Annotated in this window: 23 protein-coding genes and 4 tRNA genes; all 27 read left to right on the plus strand. The window is 59.1% G+C overall.

Annotated elements, in window-relative coordinates:
* Positions 1 to 219: 219 nt before the first annotated feature.
* The 27 genes from ACTJLC_RS16460 (at position 220) to rplP (ending at position 25,844) form a co-directional block, all read left to right on the plus strand.
* A tRNA-Tyr gene (locus ACTJLC_RS16460) sits at positions 220 to 305 on the plus strand.
* A gap of 42 nt (positions 306 to 347) precedes the next feature.
* Positions 348 to 421 (plus strand) — tRNA-Gly (locus ACTJLC_RS16465).
* A gap of 14 nt (positions 422 to 435) precedes the next feature.
* Positions 436 to 510 (plus strand) — tRNA-Thr (locus ACTJLC_RS16470).
* Positions 511 to 573: 63 nt separating this feature from the next.
* The gene (gene tuf, locus ACTJLC_RS16475; RefSeq protein ID WP_012434572.1) at positions 574 to 1,764 is read left to right on the plus strand and encodes an elongation factor Tu; all 1,191 of its coding nucleotides are present in this window, start codon (positions 574 to 576) and stop codon (positions 1,762 to 1,764) included.
* Positions 1,765 to 1,828: 64 nt separating this feature from the next.
* Positions 1,829 to 1,904: transfer RNA gene (locus ACTJLC_RS16480), tRNA-Trp, on the plus strand.
* Positions 1,905 to 1,940: 36 nt separating this feature from the next.
* Positions 1,941 to 2,321, plus strand: coding sequence for a preprotein translocase subunit SecE (gene secE / locus ACTJLC_RS16485; RefSeq protein ID WP_440844590.1), 381 nt, complete (start codon positions 1,941 to 1,943; stop codon positions 2,319 to 2,321).
* 1 nt (position 2,322) lies between these two features.
* Positions 2,323 to 2,880, plus strand: coding sequence for a transcription termination/antitermination protein NusG (gene nusG / locus ACTJLC_RS16490; protein WP_007180147.1), 558 nt, complete (start codon positions 2,323 to 2,325; stop codon positions 2,878 to 2,880).
* Between the two features lie 164 nt (positions 2,881 to 3,044).
* Positions 3,045 to 3,476 carry a 50S ribosomal protein L11 gene (gene rplK / locus ACTJLC_RS16495; RefSeq protein ID WP_042329781.1) on the plus strand — a complete coding sequence of 144 codons (432 nt, stop codon included), beginning with the start codon at positions 3,045 to 3,047 and terminating at the stop codon, positions 3,474 to 3,476.
* The gene (gene rplA / locus ACTJLC_RS16500) at positions 3,477 to 4,175 is read left to right on the plus strand and encodes a 50S ribosomal protein L1 (RefSeq protein ID WP_073432703.1); all 699 of its coding nucleotides are present in this window, start codon (positions 3,477 to 3,479) and stop codon (positions 4,173 to 4,175) included. It abuts the gene before it with no gap.
* A 304-nt stretch (positions 4,176 to 4,479) separates the two neighbouring features.
* Positions 4,480 to 4,983, plus strand: a complete 504-nt coding sequence (gene rplJ / locus ACTJLC_RS16505) for a 50S ribosomal protein L10 (protein ID WP_006053279.1) — start codon at positions 4,480 to 4,482, stop codon at positions 4,981 to 4,983.
* 63 nt (positions 4,984 to 5,046) lie between these two features.
* Complete coding sequence (rplL, locus tag ACTJLC_RS16510; RefSeq protein ID WP_011490060.1) at positions 5,047 to 5,421, plus strand: 50S ribosomal protein L7/L12; 375 nt, start codon at positions 5,047 to 5,049, stop codon at positions 5,419 to 5,421.
* A 369-nt stretch (positions 5,422 to 5,790) separates the two neighbouring features.
* Positions 5,791 to 9,897 (plus strand): DNA-directed RNA polymerase subunit beta, encoded by a 4,107-nt coding sequence (gene rpoB, locus ACTJLC_RS16515; protein ID WP_073432701.1) that lies wholly within the window; start codon positions 5,791 to 5,793, stop codon positions 9,895 to 9,897.
* 21 nt (positions 9,898 to 9,918) lie between these two features.
* A complete protein-coding gene (gene rpoC / locus ACTJLC_RS16520; RefSeq protein ID WP_073432699.1) occupies positions 9,919 to 14,157 on the plus strand; it encodes a DNA-directed RNA polymerase subunit beta' in 4,239 nt (1,412 codons plus the stop codon).
* A gap of 207 nt (positions 14,158 to 14,364) precedes the next feature.
* Positions 14,365 to 16,212, plus strand: coding sequence for a DNA helicase RecQ (gene recQ, locus ACTJLC_RS16525; protein WP_310133225.1), 1,848 nt, complete (start codon positions 14,365 to 14,367; stop codon positions 16,210 to 16,212).
* A 210-nt stretch (positions 16,213 to 16,422) separates the two neighbouring features.
* A complete protein-coding gene (rpsL, locus tag ACTJLC_RS16530; protein WP_006998493.1) occupies positions 16,423 to 16,803 on the plus strand; it encodes a 30S ribosomal protein S12 in 381 nt (126 codons plus the stop codon).
* A 181-nt stretch (positions 16,804 to 16,984) separates the two neighbouring features.
* Entirely contained in the window at positions 16,985 to 17,455 is a 471-nt protein-coding gene (gene rpsG, locus ACTJLC_RS16535) for a 30S ribosomal protein S7 (protein WP_006053291.1), read from the plus strand.
* A 133-nt stretch (positions 17,456 to 17,588) separates the two neighbouring features.
* Positions 17,589 to 19,691 (plus strand): elongation factor G, encoded by a 2,103-nt coding sequence (gene fusA, locus ACTJLC_RS16540; protein WP_073432695.1) that lies wholly within the window; start codon positions 17,589 to 17,591, stop codon positions 19,689 to 19,691.
* A gap of 47 nt (positions 19,692 to 19,738) precedes the next feature.
* Positions 19,739 to 20,929, plus strand: a complete 1,191-nt coding sequence (gene tuf / locus ACTJLC_RS16545; protein ID WP_012434572.1) for an elongation factor Tu — start codon at positions 19,739 to 19,741, stop codon at positions 20,927 to 20,929.
* A 127-nt stretch (positions 20,930 to 21,056) separates the two neighbouring features.
* Positions 21,057 to 21,368, plus strand: coding sequence for a 30S ribosomal protein S10 (rpsJ, locus tag ACTJLC_RS16550; RefSeq protein ID WP_006998489.1), 312 nt, complete (start codon positions 21,057 to 21,059; stop codon positions 21,366 to 21,368).
* Between the two features lie 201 nt (positions 21,369 to 21,569).
* On the plus strand, positions 21,570 to 22,229 hold the full coding sequence (gene rplC / locus ACTJLC_RS16555; RefSeq protein WP_073431863.1) for a 50S ribosomal protein L3: 660 nt from the start codon (positions 21,570 to 21,572) through the stop codon (positions 22,227 to 22,229).
* Positions 22,229 to 22,849, plus strand: coding sequence for a 50S ribosomal protein L4 (rplD, locus tag ACTJLC_RS16560; protein ID WP_007180136.1), 621 nt, complete (start codon positions 22,229 to 22,231; stop codon positions 22,847 to 22,849). The genes rplC and rplD overlap by 1 nt, the downstream gene beginning before the upstream one ends.
* Positions 22,846 to 23,160, plus strand: coding sequence for a 50S ribosomal protein L23 (gene rplW, locus ACTJLC_RS16565; protein ID WP_007180135.1), 315 nt, complete (start codon positions 22,846 to 22,848; stop codon positions 23,158 to 23,160). Before rplD ends, rplW begins: the two co-directional genes overlap by 4 nt.
* A gap of 2 nt (positions 23,161 to 23,162) precedes the next feature.
* Positions 23,163 to 23,990, plus strand: coding sequence for a 50S ribosomal protein L2 (rplB, locus tag ACTJLC_RS16570; RefSeq protein WP_073431858.1), 828 nt, complete (start codon positions 23,163 to 23,165; stop codon positions 23,988 to 23,990).
* Positions 23,991 to 24,000: 10 nt separating this feature from the next.
* Positions 24,001 to 24,276 (plus strand): 30S ribosomal protein S19, encoded by a 276-nt coding sequence (rpsS, locus tag ACTJLC_RS16575; protein WP_004199273.1) that lies wholly within the window; start codon positions 24,001 to 24,003, stop codon positions 24,274 to 24,276.
* A gap of 10 nt (positions 24,277 to 24,286) precedes the next feature.
* Positions 24,287 to 24,616: a 50S ribosomal protein L22 gene (gene rplV, locus ACTJLC_RS16580; protein WP_011490054.1), complete on the plus strand. Its 330-nt coding sequence runs from the start codon at positions 24,287 to 24,289 to the stop codon at positions 24,614 to 24,616.
* Positions 24,617 to 24,627: 11 nt separating this feature from the next.
* Positions 24,628 to 25,425: a 30S ribosomal protein S3 gene (gene rpsC, locus ACTJLC_RS16585; RefSeq protein WP_035554750.1), complete on the plus strand. Its 798-nt coding sequence runs from the start codon at positions 24,628 to 24,630 to the stop codon at positions 25,423 to 25,425.
* A 2-nt stretch (positions 25,426 to 25,427) separates the two neighbouring features.
* A complete protein-coding gene (gene rplP, locus ACTJLC_RS16590; protein ID WP_007180131.1) occupies positions 25,428 to 25,844 on the plus strand; it encodes a 50S ribosomal protein L16 in 417 nt (138 codons plus the stop codon).
* Positions 25,845 to 25,849: the final 5 nt, after the last annotated feature.

The raw sequence follows: 25,849 nt of genomic DNA on the forward strand, positions 1-25,849 counted from the left end.
CCGTGAAACGACTCCACGCCGATGATAGTGCGGATTGCCCGTGTGAAAGTAGGTAATCGTCAGGCTCCCATGCAGAAACACAGACCCCACCCCACACCGGTGGGGTTTGTGCGTTTACGCGAAGAGGAATTTACCTTATAGGTGAAAGCTGTCGTGTGGGAACGATCAAGCAAGCCTTGACATCGAGCGGTTGTTCCCTCATAATCGTCAGTTCTCTGCGGAGGGGTGCCCGAGTGGCTAAAGGGGGCAGACTGTAAATCTGTTGGCTTACGCCTACGTTGGTTCGAATCCAACCTCCTCCACCAGAAATGCAAGCTGTAGAAGTAGTTGGGAATCCATGAATCCTTGCGGGTGTAGCTCAATGGTAGAGCAGAAGCCTTCCAAGCTTACGACGAGGGTTCGATTCCCTTCACCCGCTCCAGCACAAGATGTAGCGCCCATGTGGCTCAGTGGTAGAGCACTCCCTTGGTAAGGGAGAGGTCGGCAGTTCGATCCTGCCCATGGGCACCAGAAGTACTCGGTGATTGTTTGCGCCCGGCGCAACGTACGGATAAATCCTCTTAGGAGTCGAAAATGGCCAAGGGTAAGTTTGAGCGGACCAAGCCGCACGTGAACGTCGGCACGATCGGTCACGTTGACCACGGCAAGACCACGCTGACGGCAGCGATCACGACGGTTCTGACGCAGAAGTTCGGCGGCGAAGCGAAGGCGTATGACCAGATCGACGCGGCGCCGGAAGAAAAGGCGCGCGGCATCACGATCAACACGGCGCACGTCGAGTACGAAACGGCTAACCGCCACTACGCCCACGTCGACTGCCCGGGCCACGCTGACTATGTGAAGAACATGATCACGGGCGCAGCGCAGATGGACGGCGCGATCCTGGTGTGCTCGGCCGCTGACGGCCCGATGCCGCAAACGCGCGAGCACATCCTGCTGGCGCGCCAGGTGGGTGTTCCGTACATCATCGTGTTCCTGAACAAGTGCGACATGGTGGACGACGCCGAGCTGCTGGAGCTGGTCGAGATGGAAGTTCGCGAACTTCTGTCGAAGTACGACTTCCCGGGCGACGACACGCCGATCATCAAGGGTTCGGCCAAGCTGGCGCTGGAAGGCGACAAGGGCGAGCTGGGCGAAGTGGCGATCATGAACCTGGCCGACGCGCTGGACACGTACATCCCGACGCCGGAGCGTGCAGTTGACGGCGCCTTCCTGATGCCGGTGGAAGACGTGTTCTCGATCTCGGGTCGTGGCACGGTGGTGACGGGTCGCGTCGAGCGCGGCGTGGTGAAGGTCGGCGAGGAAATCGAGATCGTCGGTATCAAGCCGACGGTGAAGACGACCTGCACGGGCGTGGAAATGTTCCGCAAGCTGCTTGACCAGGGTCAGGCAGGCGACAACGTGGGTATCCTGCTGCGCGGCACGAAGCGTGAAGACGTGGAGCGTGGTCAGGTGCTGGCGAAGCCGGGCTCGATCAATCCGCACACGCACTTCACGGCCGAGGTGTACGTGCTGAGCAAGGACGAGGGCGGCCGCCACACGCCGTTCTTCAACAACTATCGTCCGCAGTTCTACTTCCGTACGACGGACGTGACGGGCTCGATCGAGTTGCCGAAGGACAAGGAAATGGTCATGCCGGGCGACAACGTGTCGATCACGGTGAAGCTGATCAATCCGATCGCGATGGAAGAAGGTCTGCGCTTCGCGATCCGCGAAGGCGGCCGTACCGTCGGCGCAGGTGTCGTTGCCAAGATTCTCGAGTAACGCCAGATAGTTCTCGTTAATCGGTAATTTCGGGGTTGGCGGTGTCGTCAACCCCAAATGGTTTAGGGGTATAGCTCAACTGGCAGAGCGTCGGTCTCCAAAACCGAAGGTTGGGGGTTCGATTCCCTCTGCCCCTGCCAACTCTCGCGTCGCATTTGACGCTTCGTTAAGGTGTTATGGCGAATCCTTCCGTCGAAACTGTAAATACATCCAGCGACAAGCTGATGCTCGTCGCGGGCGTATTGTTGGTCTTGGCCGGATTTTTGGGATTTTTCTGGCTCAATGCCCAGGAGTGGTACGTCCGCGGAGCCGCCTTGGCTGTCGGTGTGATTGCCGGCATTGTAGTCGGTCTTCTCTCTGCGCCTGGCAAGGGCTTCATCGCTTTCGCCAAGGATTCGTATAAAGAAGTTCGCAAAGTTGTCTGGCCAACGCGCAAAGAGGCTACGCAGACAACGCTTGTAGTATTCGGCTTCGTCTTCGTCATGGCGATCTTTCTTTGGATTAGCGATAAATCCATCGAATGGGCGATTTTCTCGGTGATTCTGGGTTGGAAATGATATGAGCGATACTCCGGCATCCCCGAGCGGAAAACGTTGGTACGTCGTGCACGCCTACTCCGGAATGGAGAAGAGCGTGCAACGCGCGCTTCAGGAGCGCATCGAACGCGCCGGCATGCAAGACCAGTTTGGCCAGATCCTCGTACCGACTGAAGAAGTTGTTGAGGTGAAGGGCGGCCACAAATCCGTGACCGAACGTCGTTTCTTCCCGGGCTATGTGCTCGTGGAAATGGAAATGACGGACGAAACGTGGCACCTCGTGAAAAATACGGCAAAGGTGACAGGCTTCGTTGGTGGCGCGCGTAATCGTCCGAGTCCGATCTCTCCGCGAGAAGTCGAGAAGATCATGTCGCAGATGCAGGAAGGTGTCGAAAAACCGCGACCGAAGACCCTGTTTGAAGTAGGCGAGATGGTGCGGGTAAAGGACGGCCCATTCACGGATTTCAACGGCAGCGTCGAAGAAGTGAACTACGAGAAGTCACGTGTCCGGGTTTCCGTTACGATCTTCGGCCGCGCAACGCCGGTCGAGCTGGAATTTGGCCAGGTCGAAAAGTTGTAATTCAGAATTTTGCGGAACGCGGCATCGGCGCGTTCCGCATCTCGCGCTTACGGCTCGCGTAATGGCCGTTGAGGAGCGCAAGTAGCCTGTTTTTCGGTGAACGCGCGCTACTACTCACTGAACGTCTGCATGTATCGGAGCGGCGTTCCAAAGAGGTTTTTAACATGGCAAAGAAAATCATCGGCTTTATCAAGCTGCAGATTCCTGCAGGTAAAGCCAATCCGTCGCCGCCGGTTGGTCCGGCATTAGGCCAACGTGGCCTGAACATCATGGAGTTCTGCAAGGCGTTCAACGCTCAGACTCAAGCAATGGAACCGGGTCTGCCGATTCCTGTCGTGATCACCGCATTTGCGGATAAGAGCTTCACGTTTGTTCTCAAAACGCCGCCGGCTACGGTTTTGATCAAGAAGGCAGCGAAGATCGACAAGGGTTCGAGCAAGCCGCATACGGACAAGGTCGGCAAGATCACTCGTGCTCAAGCTGAAGACATCGCCAAGACCAAGATGCCCGATCTGACGGCAGCTGATCTGGACGCAGCGGTTCGTACGATCGCTGGTAGCGCCCGCTCGATGGGCATCACCGTGGAGGGCGTGTAAATGGCCAAGCTTTCGAAGCGTCTGCAGGCATTTGCAGCCAAGGTGGATCGTCAAAAACTGTACCCGATCGATGACGCACTGTCGCTCGTGAAGGAATGTGCAAGCGCGAAGTTCGACGAGTCGATCGACGTTGCAGTGCAACTCGGCATCGATGCGAAGAAGTCTGACCAGGTAGTTCGTGGCTCGGTCGTGCTGCCGGCAGGTACCGGTAAATCGGTCCGCGTGGCAGTGTTCGCACAGGGCGAGAAGGCGGAACAAGCCCGTGCCGCCGGCGCGGAAATCGTCGGTATGGAAGATCTGGCTGAACAAGTCAAGGCTGGCAAGCTGGACTTCGACATTGTGATCGCTTCGCCAGACACGATGCGCGTAGTCGGTACGTTGGGTCAGATCCTCGGCCCGCGTGGCTTGATGCCGAACCCGAAGGTGGGTACGGTTACGGCCGACGTCGCAACGGCAGTCAAGAATGCCAAGGCTGGCCAAGTGCAATTCCGTGTCGACAAGGCCGGTATCATCCACGCTACCATCGGCCGCGCTTCGTTCGAGCCGACGGCTCTGCGTAGCAACCTGAACGCTCTCGTCGACGCGCTGCAAAAAGCGAAGCCGGCAACGAGCAAAGGTGTCTACCTGCGCAAGGTCGCGCTGTCGAGCACGATGGGTGTTGGCGTTCGCGTCGACCAAGCGTCGCTCGCGGCACAGTAAGAAATTTCACGCCGTCTCGGCGAGAGTCGAGACGCTTTTATGGGCTTTGGGCGGTTGCGAGGTGGCGGTCTGCATCACGTAACCGGTTGTCAAAGACCGTTGGCGGGCACGCAGCGGGTAGGCGGGTCCTTAATGGAAAGCCAACGCAGATGGCGAACCCGAAAAGGTTTTGTAGTGATGAAACCGTTGGATGTCCGCAGCAATGTGGATTTCCAACGGTCGAAATACTCCTGACTGGTCGGACGCCGTTATTGAACGCGGTACACAAGGCGCACGCCGCGTGTATCGAATCTGGAGGTTAACCGTGCCACTCAACAAAGAAAGCAAGCAGGCCGTCGTCGCTGAGGTTGCCGCGCAAGTCGCGAAAGCCCAGACCGTGGTTCTGGCTGAGTATCGTGGGATCACGGTTGGCGATCTGACCAAGCTGCGCGCGAAAGCGCGTGAGCAACAGGTTTACCTTCGTGTGTTGAAAAACACGCTGGCGCGTCGCGCTGTCGAAGGTACCCCCTTTGCTCCGCTGGCAGAGCAGATGACCGGTCCCCTGATCTACGGCATCTCGGAAGATGCAATTGCTGCTGCTAAGGTCGTCAACGACTTCGGCAAGAGCAATGACAAGTTGGTCATCAAGGCTGGTTCCTACGAAGGCAAGGTGATGGACAAGGCTGGCGTGCAAGCGCTGGCAAACATCCCGAGCCGCGAAGAACTGCTCTCCAAGCTGTTGTACGTTATGCAAGCACCTGTTTCGGGCTTTGCGCGCGCTCTGGCCGCGCTGGCAGAAAAGAAACAAGGCGAAGAAACCGCTGCATAAGGTACTTCAGTCGAGCGTGATTGATCGCTGGCTGTATCCGAATTCAATTTAGGAGTATTTCAAATGGCAATCGCAAAAGAAGACATCCTCGAGGCAGTAAGCTCGATGTCGGTTCTGGAACTGAACGAACTGGTCAAGGCGTTCGAAGAAAAGTTTGGCGTGTCGGCAGCTGCTGTTGCAGTGGCAGGCCCGGCAGGCGGTGGCGCTGCTGCTGCTGCTGAAGAGCAAACCGAATTCACGGTCAACCTGACGGAAGTCGGCGCGAACAAGGTTTCGGTCATTAAGGCCGTTCGTGAACTGACGGGTCTCGGCCTGAAGGAAGCGAAGGACCTGGTCGACGGCGCACCGAAGCCTGTTAAGGAATCGGTACCGAAGGCTGCTGCTGAAGAAGCCAAGAAGAAGCTGGAAGAAGCCGGCGCGAAGGCTGAAATCAAGTAAGTTTCAGCGCGTTGCGCTAAGGCTGGCGGTTTTCCACCGCCGGCCTTTTTGTGCTTTGTGGGGACCATGTTTTTGCAAGACGTTTGGGCAAAAACATGGCTCCCAGAAGTCAAAGAAAACCGTCTATCGGCAAGATTGACCGGCGTTTCTCTTTGTCTTCTGAAGCGACTGCAGAAGGCAAGTTTGGTCGGGTAGCGGGCAACACAGGCATCCGCTGCCGTCAGCCAGCGGTTGGTAGCGGCCAACCACCAAGCTTCTAGGCTCGTTCAAGCCATCGGACGGCCATCGGGTCTCAGTCGGTGAACACTCGGGTTGTCTCATCAAGGTATCCTGCCTCGACAACAATGCCCGCCGTGATTCGGAGATCGTATGCAATATTCCTTCACCGAGAAGAAGCGCATTCGCAAGAGTTTTGCGAAGCGCCCCATCGTTCACCAAGTACCTTTCCTGCTGGCTACCCAGCTTGAATCATTCAGCACGTTTCTGCAAGCAGACACGCCGTCCACGCAACGCAAGCCGGAAGGTCTGCAAGCTGCGTTCACATCCGTTTTCCCGATTGTTTCGCATAACGGGTTCGCACGTCTAGAGTTCGTCAGCTACATGCTGTCGCCGCCGGCATTCAACATCAAGGAATGTCAGCAGCGCGGTTTGACGTATTGTTCGGCTCTGCGCGCCAAAGTGCGTCTTGTGCTGCTCGACAAGGAATCGCCGAGTAAGCCGGTCGTGAAGGAAGTGAAGGAACAGGAAGTCTACATGGGCGAAATTCCGCTCATGACGCCGACCGGTTCCTTCGTCATCAACGGCACGGAACGTGTGATCGTTTCGCAGCTGCACCGTTCGCCCGGCGTGTTTTTCGAACACGACAAGGGCAAGACGCACAGCTCGGGCAAACTGCTGTTTTCCGCACGTATCATTCCTTACCGCGGTTCGTGGCTCGACTTCGAATTCGATCCGAAGGACGTGCTGTATTTCCGCGTCGACCGTCGCCGCAAGATGCCGGTCACAATCCTGCTGAAGGCGATCGGCCTCACGCCGGAACAGATCCTCGCAAACTTCTTCGTGTTCGACAATTTCACGCTGATGCCGGAAGGCGCGCAGATGGAATTCGTGCCCGAGCGTCTGCGTGGTGAAGTCGCGCGTTTCGACATCACGGACCGTGACGGCAACGTGATCGTTCAGAAGGACAAGCGGATCAACGCCAAGCATATTCGCGATCTCGACAACGCGAAGACGAAGTTCATTTCGGTGCCGGAAGACTATCTGCTCGGTCGCGTGCTGGCGAAGAACGTCGTCGACGGCGACACCGGTGAAGTCATCGCCAACGCGAACGACGAAATCACGGAAACCGTCCTCGAAAAGCTGCGCGAGTCGAAGATCAAGGACATCCAGACGCTCTACACGAACGATCTGGATCAGGGTCCGTACATCTCGTCGACGCTGCGCATCGACGAAACCGCGGACAAGATGGCCGCGCGCATCGCGATCTACCGCATGATGCGTCCTGGCGAGCCGCCGACCGAAGAAGCGGTCGAGGCGCTCTTCAACCGTCTGTTCTACAGCGAAGATGCATACGACCTTTCGAAGGTAGGTCGTATGAAGTTCAACCGCCGCGTCGGTCGCGATGAAATCATCGGCCCGATGACGCTGCAAGACGACGACATCCTCGCCACGATCAAGATCCTGGTCGAGCTGCGTAACGGCAAGGGCGAAGTGGACGATATCGACCACTTGGGCAATCGTCGTGTGCGTTGCGTCGGCGAACTGGCGGAAAACCAGTTCCGTGCAGGTCTCGTGCGTGTCGAACGTGCTGTGAAGGAACGCCTCGGCCAAGCCGAAAGCGAAAACCTGATGCCGCACGATCTGATCAATTCAAAGCCGATTTCGTCGGCGATTCGCGAATTCTTCGGTTCGTCGCAGCTGTCGCAGTTCATGGACCAAACGAACCCGCTGTCGGAAATCACCCACAAGCGCCGTGTTTCGGCTCTTGGCCCGGGCGGTTTGACGCGTGAGCGCGCCGGCTTTGAAGTCCGCGACGTGCACCCGACGCACTACGGTCGTGTGTGCCCGATTGAAACGCCGGAAGGTCCGAACATCGGCCTGATCAACTCGCTCGCGCTGTATGCGCACCTGAATGAATACGGCTTCCTCGAAACGCCGTATCGGAAGGTTGTGGACGGCAAGGTGACCGACCAGATCGACTACCTGTCGGCGATCGAAGAAGGCCGTTATGTGATCGCTCAGGCGAACGCGGCGGTGGCTGAAGACGGCACGCTGACCGACGAACTGGTTTCCTCGCGTGAAGCGGGCGAAACGCTGATGGTCACGCCGGACCGCATCCAGTACATGGACGTGGCGCCGTCGCAGATCGTGTCGGTGGCGGCATCGCTGATTCCGTTCCTCGAGCACGACGACGCGAACCGCGCGTTGATGGGTTCGAACATGCAGCGTCAGGCTGTGCCGTGTCTGCGCCCTGAGAAGGCCGTGGTCGGTACGGGTATCGAGCGTACGGTCGCGGTCGACTCGGGGACGACGGTTCAGGCCTTCCGTGGCGGTGTGGTCGATTACGTCGACGCGGGCCGTATGGTGATTCGCGTGAACGACGATGAAGCCGCTGCCGGCGACGTCGGCGTGGACATCTACAACCTGATCAAGTACACGCGTTCGAACCAGAACACGAACATCAACCAGCGCCCGATCGTAAAGGTCGGCGATATCGTGTCGCGTGGCGACGTGCTGGCTGACGGCGCCTCGACCGACCTCGGCGAACTGGCGCTTGGCCAGAACATGCTGGTCGCGTTCATGCCGTGGAATGGCTACAACTTCGAAGACTCGATCCTGATCTCGGAGAAGGTGGTTGCGGACGATCGCTACACGTCGATCCACATCGAAGAGCTGAACGTCGTTGCTCGCGATACGAAGCTCGGACCGGAAGAAATCACGCGCGACATTTCGAACCTGGCTGAAGTGCAACTCGGCCGTCTCGACGAGTCGGGCATTGTCTACATCGGCGCTGAAGTCGAAGCAGGCGACGTGCTGGTCGGCAAGGTCACGCCGAAGGGCGAGACTCAGCTCACGCCGGAAGAAAAGCTGCTGCGCGCGATCTTCGGTGAGAAGGCTTCGGACGTGAAGGACACGTCGCTGCGCGTGCCGTCGGGCATGAGCGGCACCGTGATCGACGTGCAAGTGTTCACGCGTGAAGGGATTCAGCGCGACAAGCGCGCGCAACAGATCATCGACGATGAGCTGAAGCGTTATCGCCTCGACCTGAACGACCAGCTACGTATCGTGGAAGGCGACGCGTTCCAGCGTCTCGCACGTATGTTGACCGGCAAGGTCGCGAACGGCGGTCCGAAGAAGCTTGCGAAGGGTACGAAGATCGAACAGGCTTACCTCGAAGATCTCGACCACTACCACTGGTTCGACATCCGCCTCGCGGACGAAGAAGCAGCGGCACAGCTCGAAGCCATCAAGGACTCGATCGAACAGAAGCGTCACCAGTTCGATCTCGCGTTCGAAGAGAAGCGCAAGAAGCTCACGCAAGGCGACGAATTGCCGCCGGGCGTGCTGAAGATGGTCAAGGTGTACCTGGCAGTCAAGCGCCGTTTGCAGCCCGGCGACAAGATGGCCGGCCGTCACGGTAACAAGGGTGTCGTGTCGAAGATCGTTCCGATTGAAGACATGCCGTACATGGCCGATGGCCGTCCGGCCGACGTCGTTCTGAACCCGCTCGGCGTGCCGTCGCGGATGAACGTGGGTCAGGTTCTCGAAGTGCATCTGGGTTGGGCCGCGAAGGGTCTCGGCTGGCGTATCGGTGAAATGCTGCAGCGTCAGGCGAAGATCGAAGAACTGCGCGAATTCCTGACCAAGATCTACAACGAGTCGGGCCGCGCTGAAGAGCTGGACAGCTTCACCGACGACGAAATCGTCGAACTGGCGAAGAACCTGCGCGAAGGCGTGCCGTTCGCCACGCCGGTGTTCGACGGTGCAACGGAAGAAGAAATGTCGCGCGCGTTGGACCTGGCATTCCCGGACGACATCGCGAAGAACCTCGGCATGACGCCGTCGAAAAACCAGGTGCGTCTGTACGACGGTCGCACGGGTGAGATGTTCGAACGTACGGTGACTGTCGGCTACATGCACTACCTGAAGCTGCACCACTTGGTCGACGACAAGATGCACGCGCGTTCCACGGGCCCGTACTCGCTCGTGACGCAGCAGCCGTTGGGCGGTAAGGCGCAGTTCGGTGGCCAGCGTTTCGGTGAAATGGAAGTGTGGGCGCTCGAAGCGTACGGCGCATCGTACGTGCTGCAAGAAATGCTGACGGTGAAGTCGGACGACGTGACCGGCCGGACCAAGGTCTATGAGAACCTGGTCAAGGGCGATCACGTGATCGACGCCGGCATGCCGGAATCCTTCAACGTGTTGGTGAAGGAAATCCGCTCGCTCGGTATCGACATCGACCTCGACCGCAACTAATCGGACTACGGAGAGAAGGCAATGAAAGCTCTGCTCGATCTATTCAAGCAAGTCCAACAACCAGAAGTTTTTGACGCGATCAAGATCGGTCTGGCCTCGCCCGACAAAATCCGTTCGTGGTCGTTCGGTGAAGTGAAGAAGCCGGAAACCATCAACTACCGGACGTTCAAGCCGGAGCGCGATGGTCTGTTCTGCGCGAAGATTTTCGGGCCGATCAAAGACTACGAATGCCTTTGTGGCAAGTACAAGCGCCTGAAGCATCGTGGCGTGATTTGCGAAAAGTGCGGCGTCGAAGTGACGCTCGCCAAGGTGCGTCGCGAACGGATGGGCCACATTGAGTTGGCCTCGCCGGTTGCGCACATCTGGTTCCTGAAGTCGCTGCCGTCGCGTCTGGGCATGGTGCTCGACATGACGCTGCGCGACATCGAACGCGTGCTGTACTTCGAAGCCTATGTGGTGATCGATCCGGGCATGACGCCGCTGAAAGCGCGGCAGATCATGACCGAAGAAGATTACTACAACAAGGTCGAAGAGTACGGCGACGAGTTCCGCGCCGAAATGGGCGCGGAAGGCGTGCGTGAACTGCTGCGCGCGATCAACATCGACGAGCAGGTCGAGATGCTGCGCACCGAACTCAAGAACACGGGTTCGGAAGCGAAGATCAAGAAGTACGCGAAGCGCCTGAAGGTGCTCGAGGCTTTCCAACGTTCGGGCATCAAGCCTGACTGGATGGTGCTCGAAGTGCTGCCGGTGCTGCCGCCGGAACTGCGTCCGCTGGTGCCGCTGGACGGCGGCCGCTTCGCGACGTCGGACCTGAACGACCTGTATCGCCGCGTGATCAACCGTAACAACCGGTTGAAGCGTCTGCTCGAACTGAAGGCGCCTGAAATCATCGTCCGCAACGAAAAGCGGATGCTGCAGGAAGCCGTCGATTCGCTGCTCGACAACGGTCGCCGCGGTAAGGCGATGACCGGCGCGAACAAGCGTCCGCTGAAGTCGCTCGCTGACATGATCAAGGGTAAGGGCGGCCGTTTCCGTCAAAACCTGCTCGGTAAGCGCGTGGACTACTCCGGCCGTTCGGTGATCGTGGTCGGCCCGACGCTCAAGCTGCACCAGTGCGGCCTGCCGAAGCTGATGGCGCTCGAACTGTTCAAGCCTTTCATCTTCAACAAGCTCGAGGTGATGGGTGTCGCTACCACCATCAAGGCTGCGAAGAAGGAAGTCGAGAACCAGACGCCGGTGGTGTGGGACATCCTCGAAGAGGTGATCCGCGAGCATCCGGTCATGCTGAACCGTGCGCCTACGCTGCACCGCCTCGGCATTCAGGCTTTCGAGCCGGTGCTGATCGAAGGCAAGGCAATCCAGCTGCACCCGCTCGTTTGCGCGGCGTTCAACGCCGACTTCGACGGTGACCAGATGGCTGTTCACGTGCCGCTGTCGCTGGAAGCGCAGATGGAAGCGCGCACGCTGATGCTGGCGTCGAACAACGTCCTGTTCCCGGCCAACGGCGATCCGTCGATCGTGCCGTCGCAGGATATCGTGCTTGGCCTGTACTACGCGACGCGTGAAGCGGTGAATGCGAAGGGCGAAGGCCTGACGTTCACCGGCGTCTCGGAAGCGCTGCGTGCTTACGAGAACAAGGAAGTCGAGCTCGCCTCGCGCGTCAACGTGCGGATCACGGAAATGGTCCACAACGAAGACAAGTCGGAAGGTGCGCCGGCGTTCGTGCCGAAGATCACGCTGTATCCGACCACCGTCGGCCGCGCAATCCTGTCGGAGATTCTTCCGCCGGGCCTGCCGTTCTCGGTGCTGAACAAGCCGCTGAAGAAGAAGGAAATCTCGCGCCTGATCAACACCGCATTCCGCAAGTGCGGTCTGCGTGAAACGGTGATTTTCGCCGACCAGTTGATGCAGTCGGGTTTCCGTCTGGCAACGCGCGCGGGTATCTCCATCTGCGTCGACGACATGCTCGTGCCGCCGCAGAAGGAAACCATCGTCGGCGACGCCGCGAAGAAGGTGAAGGAATACGACCGTCAGTACATGTCGGGTCTCGTCACGTCGCAAGAGCGCTACAACAACGTCGTCGACATCTGGTCCGCAACGTCGGAAGCGGTCGGCAAGGCGATGATGGAACAGCTGTCGACGGAACCGGTGGTCGATCGCGACGGCAACGAAACGCGTCAGGAGTCGTTCAATTCCATCTACATGATGGCCGACTCCGGTGCTCGCGGTTCGGCGGTTCAGATTCGTCAGTTGGCCGGTATGCGTGGCCTGATGGCGAAGCCGGACGGCTCGATCATCGAGACGCCGATCACGGCGAACTTCCGCGAAGGCCTGAACGTGTTGCAGTACTTCATCTCGACCCACGGCGCACGTAAGGGTCTGGCTGATACGGCACTGAAGACGGCAAACTCGGGTTACCTGACGCGTCGTCTCGTGGACGTGACGCAGGATCTGGTCGTGGTCGAGGACGACTGCGGTACGTCCAACGGCGTCGCCATGAAGGCGTTGGTCGAAGGCGGTGAAGTCGTCGAAGCGCTGCGTGACCGTATCCTCGGTCGCGTGACGGTGGCTGACGTCGTCAATCCGGAATCGCAGGAAACGCTGTACGAAACGGGCACGCTGCTCGACGAAGATGCGGTCGAGGAAATCGAACGCCTCGGCATCGACGAAGTGCGCGTGCGTACGCCGCTGACTTGCGAAACGCGTTACGGTCTGTGCGCAGCCTGCTACGGCCGCGACCTGGGCCGCGGCTCGTCGGTCAACGTCGGTGAAGCAGTCGGCGTGATCGCCGCGCAGTCGATCGGTGAACCGGGCACGCAGCTCACGATGCGTACGTTCCACATCGGTGGTGCGGCGTCGCGTGCAGCGGTGGCTTCGTCGATCGAAGCGAAGTCGAACGGTACGGTGCGCTTCACGGCAACGATGCGCTACGTCACCAACGCGAAGGGCGAGCAGATCGTCATCTCGCGTTCGGGCGAAGCGATGATCACCGACGACCACGGCCGCGAGCGCGAACGTCACAAGGTGCCGTACGGCGCGACGCTGTTGCAACTGGACGGCGCGCAGATCAAGGCCGGCACGCAACTGGCGACGTGGGATCCGATGACGCGTCCGATCATCACCGAGTACGGTGGCACGGTTAAGTTCGAAAACGTCGAGGAAGGCGTGACGGTTGCCAAGCAGATCGACGATGTGACGGGTCTCTCGACGCTGGTCGTGATCGACGTGAAGCGCCGCGGTTCGCAAGCGTCGAAGACGGTGCGTCCGCAGGTCAAGCTGCTCGATGCGAACGGCGAAGAAGTCAAGATCCCGAACACCGAGCACTCGGTGCAAATCGGCTTCCAGGTCGGCGCGCTGATCACCGTGAAGGACGGGCAGCAAGTGCAGGTCGGCGAAGTGCTCGCACGTATCCCGACCGAATCGCAGAAGACGCGTGACATTACCGGCGGTCTGCCGCGTGTGGCGGAACTGTTCGAAGCACGTTCGCCGAAAGACGCAGGTATCCTGGCGGAAGTCACGGGTACGACGTCGTTCGGCAAGGACACGAAGGGCAAGCAGCGTCTCGTTATCACGGACCTCGAGGGCAACCAGCACGAGTTCCTGATCGCGAAGGAAAAGCAGGTTCTGGTGCACGATGGTCAGGTCGTCAACAAGGGCGAAATGATCGTGGACGGGCCGGCGGATCCGCACGACATCCTGCGTTTGCAGGGCGTCGAAGCGCTGTCGCGTTACATCGTGGACGAAGTGCAGGACGTGTACCGTTTGCAAGGCGTGAAGATCAACGACAAGCACATTGAAGTGATTGTTCGTCAGATGCTGCGCCGTGTGCAGATCACGGACAACGGCGATACGCGTTTCATCCCGGGCGAACAGGTTGAGCGGTCGGACATGCTCGACGAGAACGACCGTATGATCGCGGAAGACAAGCGTCCGGCAACGTACGAAAACGTGCTGCTCGGTATCACGAAGGCCTCGTTGTCGACCGATTCGTTCATCTCCGCGGCGTCGTTCCAGGAAACGACCCGCGTGCTGACCGAAGCGGCGATCATGGGCAAGCGCGATGATCTGCGTGGTCTGAAGGAAAACGTGATCGTCGGCCGTCTGATTCCGGCCGGTACGGGTCTCGCGTTCCACAAGGCACGCAAGAGCAAGGAACTGTCCGACCGCGAGCGTTTCGATCAGATCGCAGCGGAAGAGTCGTTCGAATTCGGTACGCCGGAAACCCCGGCCGCCGAACAGCACCACTCCGGCGAGTAAGTCCGGGCGGCGTTAGCCGCTTTGGACTCACCAGCCAGCGAAGCCGCTCAGTTTCGACTGAGCGGCTTTTTTTTATGCGCTCTTCTTTTGCGTGCTTTGCGCTGATTTGTTAGGCCAAACGGCTAACGTTTGTCGCAAACGGCGGGCGCAGCACGAATGCGTTGGTAAAATTCGTGTCACCGGCTCCACGCTGCTTCTCTCAAATTCATGTCCCGTCCGCTCGAAATCCTCAACGAAGTCTTCGGTTACCCCGCGTTCAGAGGACAGCAGGGCGAAATTGTCGAACACGTCTCGGGCGGCGGCGATTGTCTCGTACTGATGCCAACGGGCGGCGGCAAATCGTTGTGCTATCAGATTCCGTCGCTGGTACGGCGAGAAGGCGGCTTCGGTACGGGAATCGTGGTTTCGCCACTGATCGCGCTGATGCAGGATCAGGTGGCGGCGCTGACTGAAGTCGGCGTGCGTGCGGCGTATCTGAATTCGACGTTGTCGAGCGCCGAAGCGATGGCCACGGAACGCGCATTGCGCGATGGCGAAATCGATCTGTTGTACGTGGCGCCTGAGCGGTTGATGACGCCCCGATTCCAGGAGTTGCTGGAGCGCACGCGCATCGGGCTCTTCGCAATCGACGAGGCGCATTGCGTGTCGCAATGGGGGCACGATTTCCGGCCGGAATATATCCAGTTGTCGGTGCTGCACGAGCGCTTCCCGAATGTGCCGCGCATCGCACTCACCGCCACCGCCGACGCGATTACGCGTGACGAGATCATTCACCGTTTGGCGCTGGACGACGCACGCGTTTTCGTGTCGAGTTTCGATCGGCCGAACATCCGCTATCGCATTGTCGAAAAAGACAATGCGCGCACCCAGTTGCTCGATTTCATTCGCGCGGAACATACGCGGCCGGACGGCACAACCGACGCCGGCGTCGTGTATTGCCTGTCGCGCCGCAAGGTCGAAGAAACGGCGGAATGGCTGAAGGAAAAAGGCATGCGCGCGTTGCCGTATCACGCCGGCATGGAGTTCGAAATCCGCCAGAAGCATCAGGAGATGTTTCAGCGCGAGGAAGGCATCGTGATGTGCGCGACGATCGCGTTCGGCATGGGAATCGACAAGCCGGACGTGCGCTTTGTCGCTCACCTCGACTTACCGAAGAGCGTCGAGGGCTATTACCAGGAAACAGGGCGCGCCGGTCGCGACGGCATGGCTGCCAACGCGTGGATGGCCTATGGCCTCGGCGATGTCGTGCAGCAGCGCAAGATGATCGACGAATCCGACGCCGACGACGCGCACAAACGCGTGCAGACCGGCAAGCTCGATGCGTTGCTCGGTCTGTGCGAGGCCGCGACCTGCCGGCGGGTGCGGTTGCTCGCCTATTTCGGCGAATCGAGCGAGCCATGCGGCAACTGCGACAACTGCCTCGAGCCGCCCCACACATGGGACGCGACGCGCGAAGCGCAGATGGCGCTCTCCTGCGTGTTTCGCGCGCAGCGGGCGAGCGGTTTTCACTTCGGCGCGGGCCATCTGATCGATATCCTGCGCGGCAACCGCAGCGAAAAAATCTTGCAGCGTGGGCATGAAAAGCTGACCACATTCGGCATCGGCGCCGCGCTAGGCGAGCCGGAGTGGCGTGCGGTGTTTCGCCAACTCGTCGCGTTCGGCTATCTGACGGTCGACCACGAGGGATTTGGCTCGCTGGTTCTCACCGAAGCGAGCAAGCCGGTGCTCAAGGGCGAGCAGAGCGTCACGATGCGTCGCTATGTAAAGCCGACGCGCACCCGCCAGTCGTCCGGACGCACCAGCGAGCGTGCCGACCCCACGATCGGCATGGGTCCGCGCGAACGCGCCCGCTGGGAGCGGCTGCGCGCGTGGCGCACCGAAACGGCCAGGAGCGACGGTGTGCCGGCTTATGTGATCTTCCACGACGCGACGCTCGCGGAGATTGCCCGCAACGGCCCAGATTCCATCGAAGATTTGCGGAGTATTCCGGGCATGGGGGCGCGGAAACTGGATCGTTTCGGCGACGAGTTGCTGGAAGTCGTCGCCGCCGACTGAGTGCTCGGGCGCCTCCGCTGGGGTGCGCAGCATCGCAAGCTGTTGACTCTCTTAGTATTTTCGGAATATTATGCTAGGTTCCGGTTCTTGAGATGCCTGCGCGCGGAATCAATCCACGCGCTGCGATCGGATCCGGAAGTTCGATGCGCAATCGTTTCTGCTTTGCCCGGAAACAGATGCGTCGATTTTGTTCAATTTCAGGAATAAACAATGCCAACCATCAATCAACTGGTTCGCAAAGGCCGCGCGTCGGAAACGACGAAGAGCAAGAGCCCGGCTTTGCAGGACTGCCCCCAGCGTCGCGGCGTGTGCACCCGTGTGTACACCACGACGCCGAAGAAGCCGAACTCGGCGCTCCGTAAGGTTGCGAAGGTGCGCCTGACGAACGGCTTCGAAGTCATTTCGTATATCGGTGGTGAAGGCCACAACCTGCAGGAACACTCGGTCGTGCTGATTCGCGGCGGCCGTGTCAAGGACTTGCCGGGTGTGCGTTACCACATGGTTCGCGGCTCGCTGGATACCCAGGGCGTCAAGGACCGTAAGCAGGCTCGCTCGAAGTACGGTGCGAAGCGTGCAAAAGCTGGCAAGTAATTAGCCCGTCAGAGTAGTTTCAGGTCGCCTGCAAGGGCGGTAATAGCGGTGGTGCCGGAATCGCCGGCGCTGTCGAGTAAGTGGTCACCCGACCAGGCTGGTAAGTCGCTAGAGATGAATCGGGTTAGTTGGTGGCCGCGGAGCTAAAAAATAGCTCCAACTGAAAAGTAAAGGAAGAAACATGCCGCGTCGTCGCGAAGTCCCCAAGCGGGAAGTGTTGCCGGATCCGAAATTCGGTAACGTAGATGTAGCTAAGTTCATGAACGTGCTGATGCTCTCCGGCAAGAAGTCGGTTGCCGAGCGTATCGTGTACGGCGCTTTCGAACAGATCCAGACCAAGGGTGGCAAGGACCCGCTGGAAGTGTTCACGGTAGCGCTCAACAACGTCAAGCCGGTGGTGGAAGTGAAGAGCCGCCGCGTTGGTGGTGCGAACTATCAGGTTCCGGTCGAAGTGCGCCCGTCGCGTCGTATGGCATTGGCGATGCGTTGGCTGCGTGAAGCCGCGAAGAAGCGCAGCGAGAAGTCGATGGCCCTGCGTCTGGCAGGTGAACTCTCCGAGGCGGCTGAAGGCCGTGGCGGCGCAATGAAGAAGCGCGACGAAGTTCACCGGATGGCAGAAGCCAATAAGGCGTTCTCGCACTTCCGTTTCTAAGCTCCCCGAACCCGGGTTAGCAGAAAAATCGGAAAGAAATTCCGGGCGGGTGCGCTTACAAAGCGCCTCGCCCGTTTGTGTTACAGCGCGATGGGTATTTTCTCGCATCGCGTCATCCCCATAGAGGATCAAAGTGGCTCGCAAGACACCTATCGAGCGCTACCGTAACATCGGTATTAGCGCTCACATCGACGCCGGCAAAACGACGACGACCGAGCGCATCCTGTTCTACACCGGCGTGAACCACAAGATTGGTGAAGTGCACGACGGCGCTGCCACCATGGACTGGATGGAGCAGGAGCAGGAACGCGGCATCACGATCACGTCCGCTGCCACCACGGCGTTCTGGAAAGGCATGGCCGGCGACCGCGCTGAGCACCGCATTAACATCATCGACACGCCGGGACACGTCGACTTCACGATTGAAGTCGAGCGCTCGATGCGCGTGCTCGATGGCGCATGCATGGTGTACTGCGCAGTGGGCGGCGTGCAGCCCCAGTCGGAAACCGTGTGGCGTCAGGCTAACAAGTACAAGGTTCCCCGTCTCGCGTTCATCAACAAGATGGATCGTACCGGCGCGAACTTCTTCAAGGTCTATGACCAGCTCAAGCTGCGCCTGAAGGCGAATCCGGTGCCGGTCGTTGTGCCTATCGGCGCCGAAGAGAACTTCACGGGCGTGGTCGATCTGCTGAAGATGAAGGCGATCATTTGGGACGAAGCATCCCAAGGCACCAAGTTCTCGTACGAAGAGATCCCGGCAGCACTCGTCGACACGTGCAATGAATGGCGTGAAAAGATGGTCGAAGCCGCGGCTGAATCGAGCGAAGACCTGATGAACAAGTACCTCGAGTCGGGCGAACTGACCGAAGCGGAAATCATCAAGGGTCTGCGCGACCGTACGATCGCTTGCGAAATCCAGCCGATGCTTTGCGGCACCGCGTTCAAGAACAAGGGCGTGCAACGCATGCTGGACGCCGTGCTCGATTTCCTGCCGTCACCAATCGACATCCCGCCGGTTACCGGCGAGCTGGAAAACGGTGAGAAGGGTGAGCGCCGGGCAGCCGACGATGAAAAATTCTCGGCATTGGCATTCAAGATCATGACCGACCCGTTTGTCGGCCAACTGATCTTCTTCCGTGTGTATTCGGGCGTTGTGAATTCGGGCGACACCGTGCTGAACGCGACCAAAGACAAGAAGGAACGTCTGGGCCGTATTTTGCAGATGCACGCAAATCAGCGCGAAGAAATCAAGGAAGTCCGTGCAGGGGACATCGCTGCAGCCGTCGGCCTGAAGGACGCAACGACCGGTGACACGCTGTGCGATCCGCAGAGCCCGATCGTGCTCGAACGCATGATTTTCCCTGAGCCGGTGATTTCGCAAGCTGTTGAGCCGAAGACGAAGCCCGACCAGGAAAAGATGGGTCTGGCGTTAAACCGTCTGGCACAGGAAGATCCGTCTTTCCGCGTTCAAACGGACGAGGAATCGGGTCAAACCATCATTTCCGGCATGGGCGAGCTTCACCTGGAAATTCTGGTCGACCGGATGAAGCGTGAGTTCGGTGTCGAAGCAACGGTGGGCAAGCCGCAAGTGGCTTACCGTGAAACGATTCGCGGCAAGGCGGAAGACGTCGACGGTAAGTTCGTCAAGCAGTCGGGCGGTCGCGGCCAGTACGGCCACGCTGTCATCACGCTCGAGCCGAATGAGCAAGGCAAGGGCTATGAGTTCCTGGACGAAATCAAGGGCGGCGTGATTCCGCGTGAATATATTCCGGCAGTCGACAAGGGTATCCAGGAAACGCTGAAGTCCGGCGTGCTGGCAGGTTTCCCGGTCGTTGACGTGAAGGTTCACCTGACGTTCGGTTCGTACCACGATGTTGACTCGAACGAAAACGCGTTCCGCATGGCCGGTTCGATGGCGTTCAAGGAAGCAATGCGCAAGGCGCAGCCGGTCATTCTCGAACCGATGATGGCTGTGGAAGTTGAAACGCCTGAAGATTACATGGGCAACGTGATGGGCGATCTGTCGGGTCGTCGCGGCATCGTTCAGGGCATGGACGACATGGTTGGCGGCGGCAAGATCGTTCGCGCCGAAGTGCCGCTGTCGGAAATGTTCGGCTACTCGACGTCGCTGCGCTCGCTGACTCAAGGTCGTGCAACGTATACGATGGAGTTCAAGCATTACGCTGAAGCACCGCGTAACGTGTCCGAAGCGATCATCAACGCGAAGTCGAAGTAATCGCGCGGCAAGTCATTCAACGATTAACTTTTTGAAAGAAGAGAAACATGGCTAAAGGTAAATTCGAACGGACCAAGCCGCACGTGAACGTCGGCACGATCGGTCACGTTGACCACGGCAAGACCACGCTGACGGCAGCGATCACGACGGTTCTGACGCAGAAGTTCGGCGGTGAAGCGAAGGCGTATGACCAGATCGACGCGGCGCCGGAAGAAAAGGCGCGCGGCATCACGATCAACACGGCGCACGTCGAGTACGAAACGGCTAACCGCCACTACGCCCACGTCGACTGCCCGGGCCACGCTGACTATGTGAAGAACATGATCACGGGCGCAGCGCAGATGGACGGCGCGATCCTGGTGTGCTCGGCCGCTGACGGCCCGATGCCGCAAACGCGCGAGCACATCCTGCTGGCGCGCCAGGTGGGTGTTCCGTACATCATCGTGTTCCTGAACAAGTGCGACATGGTGGACGACGCCGAGCTGCTGGAGCTGGTCGAGATGGAAGTTCGCGAACTTCTGTCGAAGTACGACTTCCCGGGCGACGACACGCCGATCATCAAGGGTTCGGCCAAGCTGGCGCTGGAAGGCGACAAGGGCGAGCTGGGCGAAGTGGCGATCATGAACCTGGCCGACGCGCTGGACACGTACATCCCGACGCCGGAGCGTGCAGTTGACGGCGCCTTCCTGATGCCGGTGGAAGACGTGTTCTCGATCTCGGGTCGTGGCACGGTGGTGACGGGTCGCGTCGAGCGCGGCGTGGTGAAGGTCGGCGAGGAAATCGAGATCGTCGGTATCAAGCCGACGGTGAAGACGACCTGCACGGGCGTGGAAATGTTCCGCAAGCTGCTTGACCAGGGTCAGGCAGGCGACAACGTGGGTATCCTGCTGCGCGGCACGAAGCGTGAAGACGTGGAGCGTGGTCAGGTGCTGGCGAAGCCGGGCTCGATCAATCCGCACACGCACTTCACGGCCGAGGTGTACGTGCTGAGCAAGGACGAGGGCGGCCGCCACACGCCGTTCTTCAACAACTATCGTCCGCAGTTCTACTTCCGTACGACGGACGTGACGGGCTCGATCGAGTTGCCGAAGGACAAGGAAATGGTCATGCCGGGCGACAACGTGTCGATCACGGTGAAGCTGATCAATCCGATCGCGATGGAAGAAGGTCTGCGCTTCGCGATCCGCGAAGGCGGCCGTACCGTCGGCGCAGGTGTCGTTGCCAAGATTCTCGAGTAAAATCGCGGCTTGAATTTGTAGCAAGTGGTGCCCGGAGCCGGGCGCCGGCCCTCAGCGGGTGCCCGGCTCTACGTTCTTTTACTGTCTGGCGGCGCAACGCCGCCTCGCTCTTTACCGAGGAATTGTCATGCAGAACCAGAAAATCCGCATTCGCCTGAAGGCTTTCGACTATCGCCTTATCGATCAATCGGCAGCTGAAATCGTCGATACGGCAAAGCGGACTGGCGCAATCGTTCGTGGTCCGGTGCCCCTGCCGACCCGCATTCAACGTTTCGACATCCTGCGTTCGCCGCACGTCAATAAGACGTCGCGCGATCAGCTCGAAATTCGCACCCACCAACGCCTGATGGACATCGTCGATCCGACGGACAAGACCGTTGATGCGCTGATGAAGCTGGATCTGCCGGCTGGCGTGGACGTGGAAATCAAGCTGCAATAAGGCTCTCGGTGCTTGCCTGGGGTCACGGGCAACGCTAAGTCATTGATTGCTTGCGAAAAACGAAAGGCCTCGCTATAATGCAAGGCTTTTCGCGCATTTGCGCAAAAAAGTCGGCGTGCTGCAGCATGAATTCATGCCCGAAACGGCGCCGGCATTTTGTAAATTAGCCCCGACCAATCGCAGTCGGGAATGGAGAAAACGATGAGCCTTGGACTCGTAGGTCGCAAGGTTGGCATGACCCGTATCTTCACGGCTGAAGGGGATTCGATTCCCGTTACCGTGCTGGACGTGTCCGACAACCGCGTGACGCAGATCAAGACTGTTGAAACCGACGGCTACACGGCCGTGCAGGTCGCATTCGGTACGCGCCGTGCATCGCGTGTGACGAAGCCGTTGGCCGGTCATCTCGCCAAAGCCGGTGTTCAAGCCGGTGAAATCCTCAAAGAATTCCAGATCGATGCCGCTAAGGCTGCCGAGTTGTCGAACGGTGCCGTGGTCGGTCCCGATCTGTTCGAAGTGGGCCAGAAAGTCGACGTGCAAGGCGTGTCGATCGGTAAGGGCTACGCCGGTACCATCAAGCGTTACAACTTCGCATCCGGCCGTGCATCGCACGGTAACTCGCGCTCGCACAACGTGCCGGGTTCGATCGGTATGGCGCAGGATCCGGGTCGTGTTTTCCCCGGCAAGCGCATGACCGGTCACATGGGTGACGACACTGTAACGGTGCAAAACCTGGAAATCGCTCGGATCGACGCCGACCGCAAGCTGTTGCTGGTTAAGGGCGCCGTTCCAGGTGCGAAGGGTGGCAAGGTATTCGTTACGCCGGCCGTGAAGACGCGTGCCGTGAAAGGAGCGAAATAATGGAACTTAAGCTCCTGAATGCCAACGGTCAGGAAGGTGCGGGCGTTAGCGCGTCGGACGTCGTGTTCGGCCGCGATTACAACGAAGCCCTGATTCACCAGGTCGTGGTTGCTTACCAGGCGAATGCCCGTAGCGGCAATCGCGCGCAAAAGGATCGTGAGCAGGTCAAGCACACGACCAAGAAGCCTTGGCGCCAGAAGGGTACGGGCCGCGCTCGTGCTGGTATGTCGTCGAGCCCGTTGTGGCGCGGCGGTGGCCGGATCTTCCCGAATTCGCCGGAAGAAAACTTTTCGCACAAGGTCAACAAGAAGATGCATCGTGCGGGTCTCTGCTCGATCTTCTCGCAGCTGGCCCGCGAAGGCCGCATCTCGGTGGTCGACGAGCTGACGCTCGAAGCGCCGAAGACGAAGCTGCTGGCCGAAAAATTCAAGGCGATGGGGCTCGACTCCGTGCTGGTGATTACCGACACGGTTGATGAAAACCTGTACCTCGCGTCGCGCAATCTCGCCCATGTGGCGGTTGTCGAGCCGCGTTACGCCGACCCGCTGTCGCTGATCTACTTCAAGAAGATCCTGATCACGAAGGCTGCGGTCGCCCAGATCGAGGAGTTGCTGTCATGAGCGAGATTCGCAAAAACGATCATCGTTTGATGCAGGTCCTGCTCGCGCCGGTGATCTCCGAAAAGGCGACGCTGGTGGCCGACAAGAACGAACAAGTCGTGTTCGAAGTCGCGCCCGATGCCACGAAGCAGGAAGTGAAAGCTGCAGTCGAGCTGCTGTTCAAGGTGGAAGTCAATTCCGTCAATGTGCTGGTCTCGAAGGGCAAGGCCAAGCGCTTTGGCCGCTTCATGGGTAAGCGCAAGGACGTGAAGAAGGCCTACGTCTGCCTGAAGCCCGGCCAGGAAATCAACTTTGAAGCGGAGGCCAAGTAATCATGGCAATCGTTAAAGTTAAGCCGACTTCGCCGGGTCGCCGCGCGATGGTCAAGGTGGTCAACAAGGATCTGCATAAGGGCAAGCCGTTCGCACCGCTGCTCGATTCGCAGTCGTCGACTGCCGGCCGCAACAACAACGGCCACATCACTACGCGTCACAAGGGTGGTGGTCACAAGCATCACTATCGCGTCGTCGATTTCCGTCGCAACAAGGACGGCATTGCGGCGAAGGTCGAACGTCTTGAGTACGATCCGAACCGCAGCGCAAACATTGCGCTGGTTCTGTACGCAGACGGCGAGCGTAAGTACATCATCGCTCCGAAGGGTGTGACGGTAGGCCAGCAACTGATGTCGGGTTCGGAAGCGCCGATTCGCGCAGGCAATACGCTGCCGATCCGCAACATTCCGGTCGGCACGACGATCCACTGCATCGAAATGCTACCTGGCAAAGGCGCGCAAATGGCGCGTTCGGCCGGTACGTCAGCGATGTTGCTGGCTCGTGAAGGCATCTACGCACAGGTCCGCCTGCGTTCGGGTGAAATCCGCCGCGTTCACGTTGAATGCCGCGCGACGATTGGTGAAGTTGGCAACGAAGAGCACAGCCTCCGTCAAATCGGTAAGGCTGGCGCGAACCGCTGGCGCGGTATCCGCCCGACGGTGCGTGGCGTTGCAATGAACCCGGTCGATCACCCGCACGGTGGTGGTGAAGGCAAGACGGCTGCAGGTCGCGATCCGGTGAGCCCATGGGGCACGCCTGCTAAGGGTTATCGCACCCGCAGCAACAAGCGCACGACGAGCATGATCGTCCAGCGCCGTCACAAGCGCTAAGGAGTAAGCAATGGCACGTTCTGTAAAAAAAGGTCCGTTCTGCGACGCCCATTTGCTGAAGAAAGTTGAGGCGGCAGCAGCTTCGCGGGATAAGAAGCCGATCAAAACCTGGTCGCGCCGCTCGACGATCCTTCCGGATTTCATCGGTCTGACGATCGCCGTTCATAACGGCCGTCAACACGTTCCGGTGTACATCTCGGAAAACATGGTCGGCCACAAGCTTGGCGAGTTCGCATTGACCCGTACGTTTAAGGGTCATGCAGCCGACAAGAAGGCCAAGAAATAAGGGGCTCAAGATGGAAGTGAAAGCAATTCATCGCGGTGCCCGCATCTCGGCGCAGAAAACGCGCCTTGTGGCTGACCAGATCCGCGGTTTGCCGGTCGACAAGGCGCTGAACGTTCTGACGTTCTCGCCGAAGAAGGCTGCGGGAATCGTGAAAAAGGTCGTGCTGTCGGCGATCGCGAATGCGGAGCATAACGAAGGCGCCGATATCGATGAGCTCAAGATCACGAGCATCTACATCGACAAGGCTGCATCGCTCAAGCGTTTTACCGCGCGCGCTAAGGGCCGCGGTAACCGCATTGAGAAGCAATCCTGTCACATCACTGTGACGGTCGGGAATTAAGGGGTCATACGATGGGACAGAAAATTCATCCGACTGGCTTCCGTTTGGCCGTCAGCCGCAATTGGGCGTCGCGTTGGTACGCGAACAACAACAATTTCGCGGCGATGTTGCAGGAAGACATCGGTGTTCGTGAATACCTGAAAAAGAAGCTGAAGAATGCTTCGGTGGGGCGCGTCGTTATCGAGCGTCCGGCGAAAAACGCGCGCATCACGATTTATAGCTCGCGTCCGGGTGTGGTCATCGGTAAGAAGGGCGAGGATATCGAGCTGCTGAAGTCGGAACTGCAACGCCGCATGGGCGTTCCGGTCCACGTCAACATCGAAGAAATCCGTAAGCCGGAAACCGATGCGCAATTGATCGCGGATTCGATCACGCAACAGCTCGAGCGGCGCATTATGTTCCGCCGCGCGATGAAGCGTGCAATGCAAAACGCGATGCGTCTGGGCGCCCAAGGCATCAAGATCATGAGCGCTGGCCGCCTGAACGGTATCGAAATCGCTCGTACGGAATGGTATCGCGAAGGTCGGGTGCCGCTTCATACGCTGCGTGCCGATATCGACTACGCAACTTCGGAAGCGAAGACGACGTACGGCATCATCGGCGTGAAGGTGTGGGTCTACAAGGGCGACACGCTCGGCCGTAACGATGCGCCGGTGGTCGAAGAAGTCGCCGAAGAAAAGCGTCCGCGCCGCAACGCACGTCCGGGTGGCGATCGTCGTCCGCGTCGTGATGGTGAAGGTGGTGGCCCGGCAGGTGCACGCCGTGGCGCTCCTCGTCGCGCTGGTGGCGACGGGAAGACTGGAGAATAACGATGCTGCAACCGAAACGCAGAAAGTATCGCAAAGAGCAGAAGGGTCGTAACACCGGTATCGCTACCCGTGGCAACGCGGTGTCGTTCGGTGAATTCGGCCTGAAGGCTATCGGTCGTGGTCGCTTGACCGCGCGCCAGATTGAAGCGGCACGTCGTGCAATGACGCGCCACATCAAGCGTGGTGGCCGCATCTGGATCCGCATTTTCCCGGACAAGCCGATCTCGCACAAGCCGGCTGAAGTACGGATGGGTAACGGTAAAGGTAACCCTGAGTACTACGTCGCAGAGATTCAACCGGGCAAGATGCTGTACGAAATGGACGGCGTAACCGAAGAGCTGGCACGCGAAGCGTTCCGTCTGGCTGCAGCTAAGCTGCCGCTTAAGACGACGTTTATCGTGCGTCAGCTCGGCGCCTAAGGAGC

Source organism: Paraburkholderia sp. 22099 (genome assembly GCF_052045835.1).
Taxonomy (GTDB): Bacteria; Pseudomonadota; Gammaproteobacteria; order Burkholderiales; family Burkholderiaceae; genus Paraburkholderia; species Paraburkholderia terricola.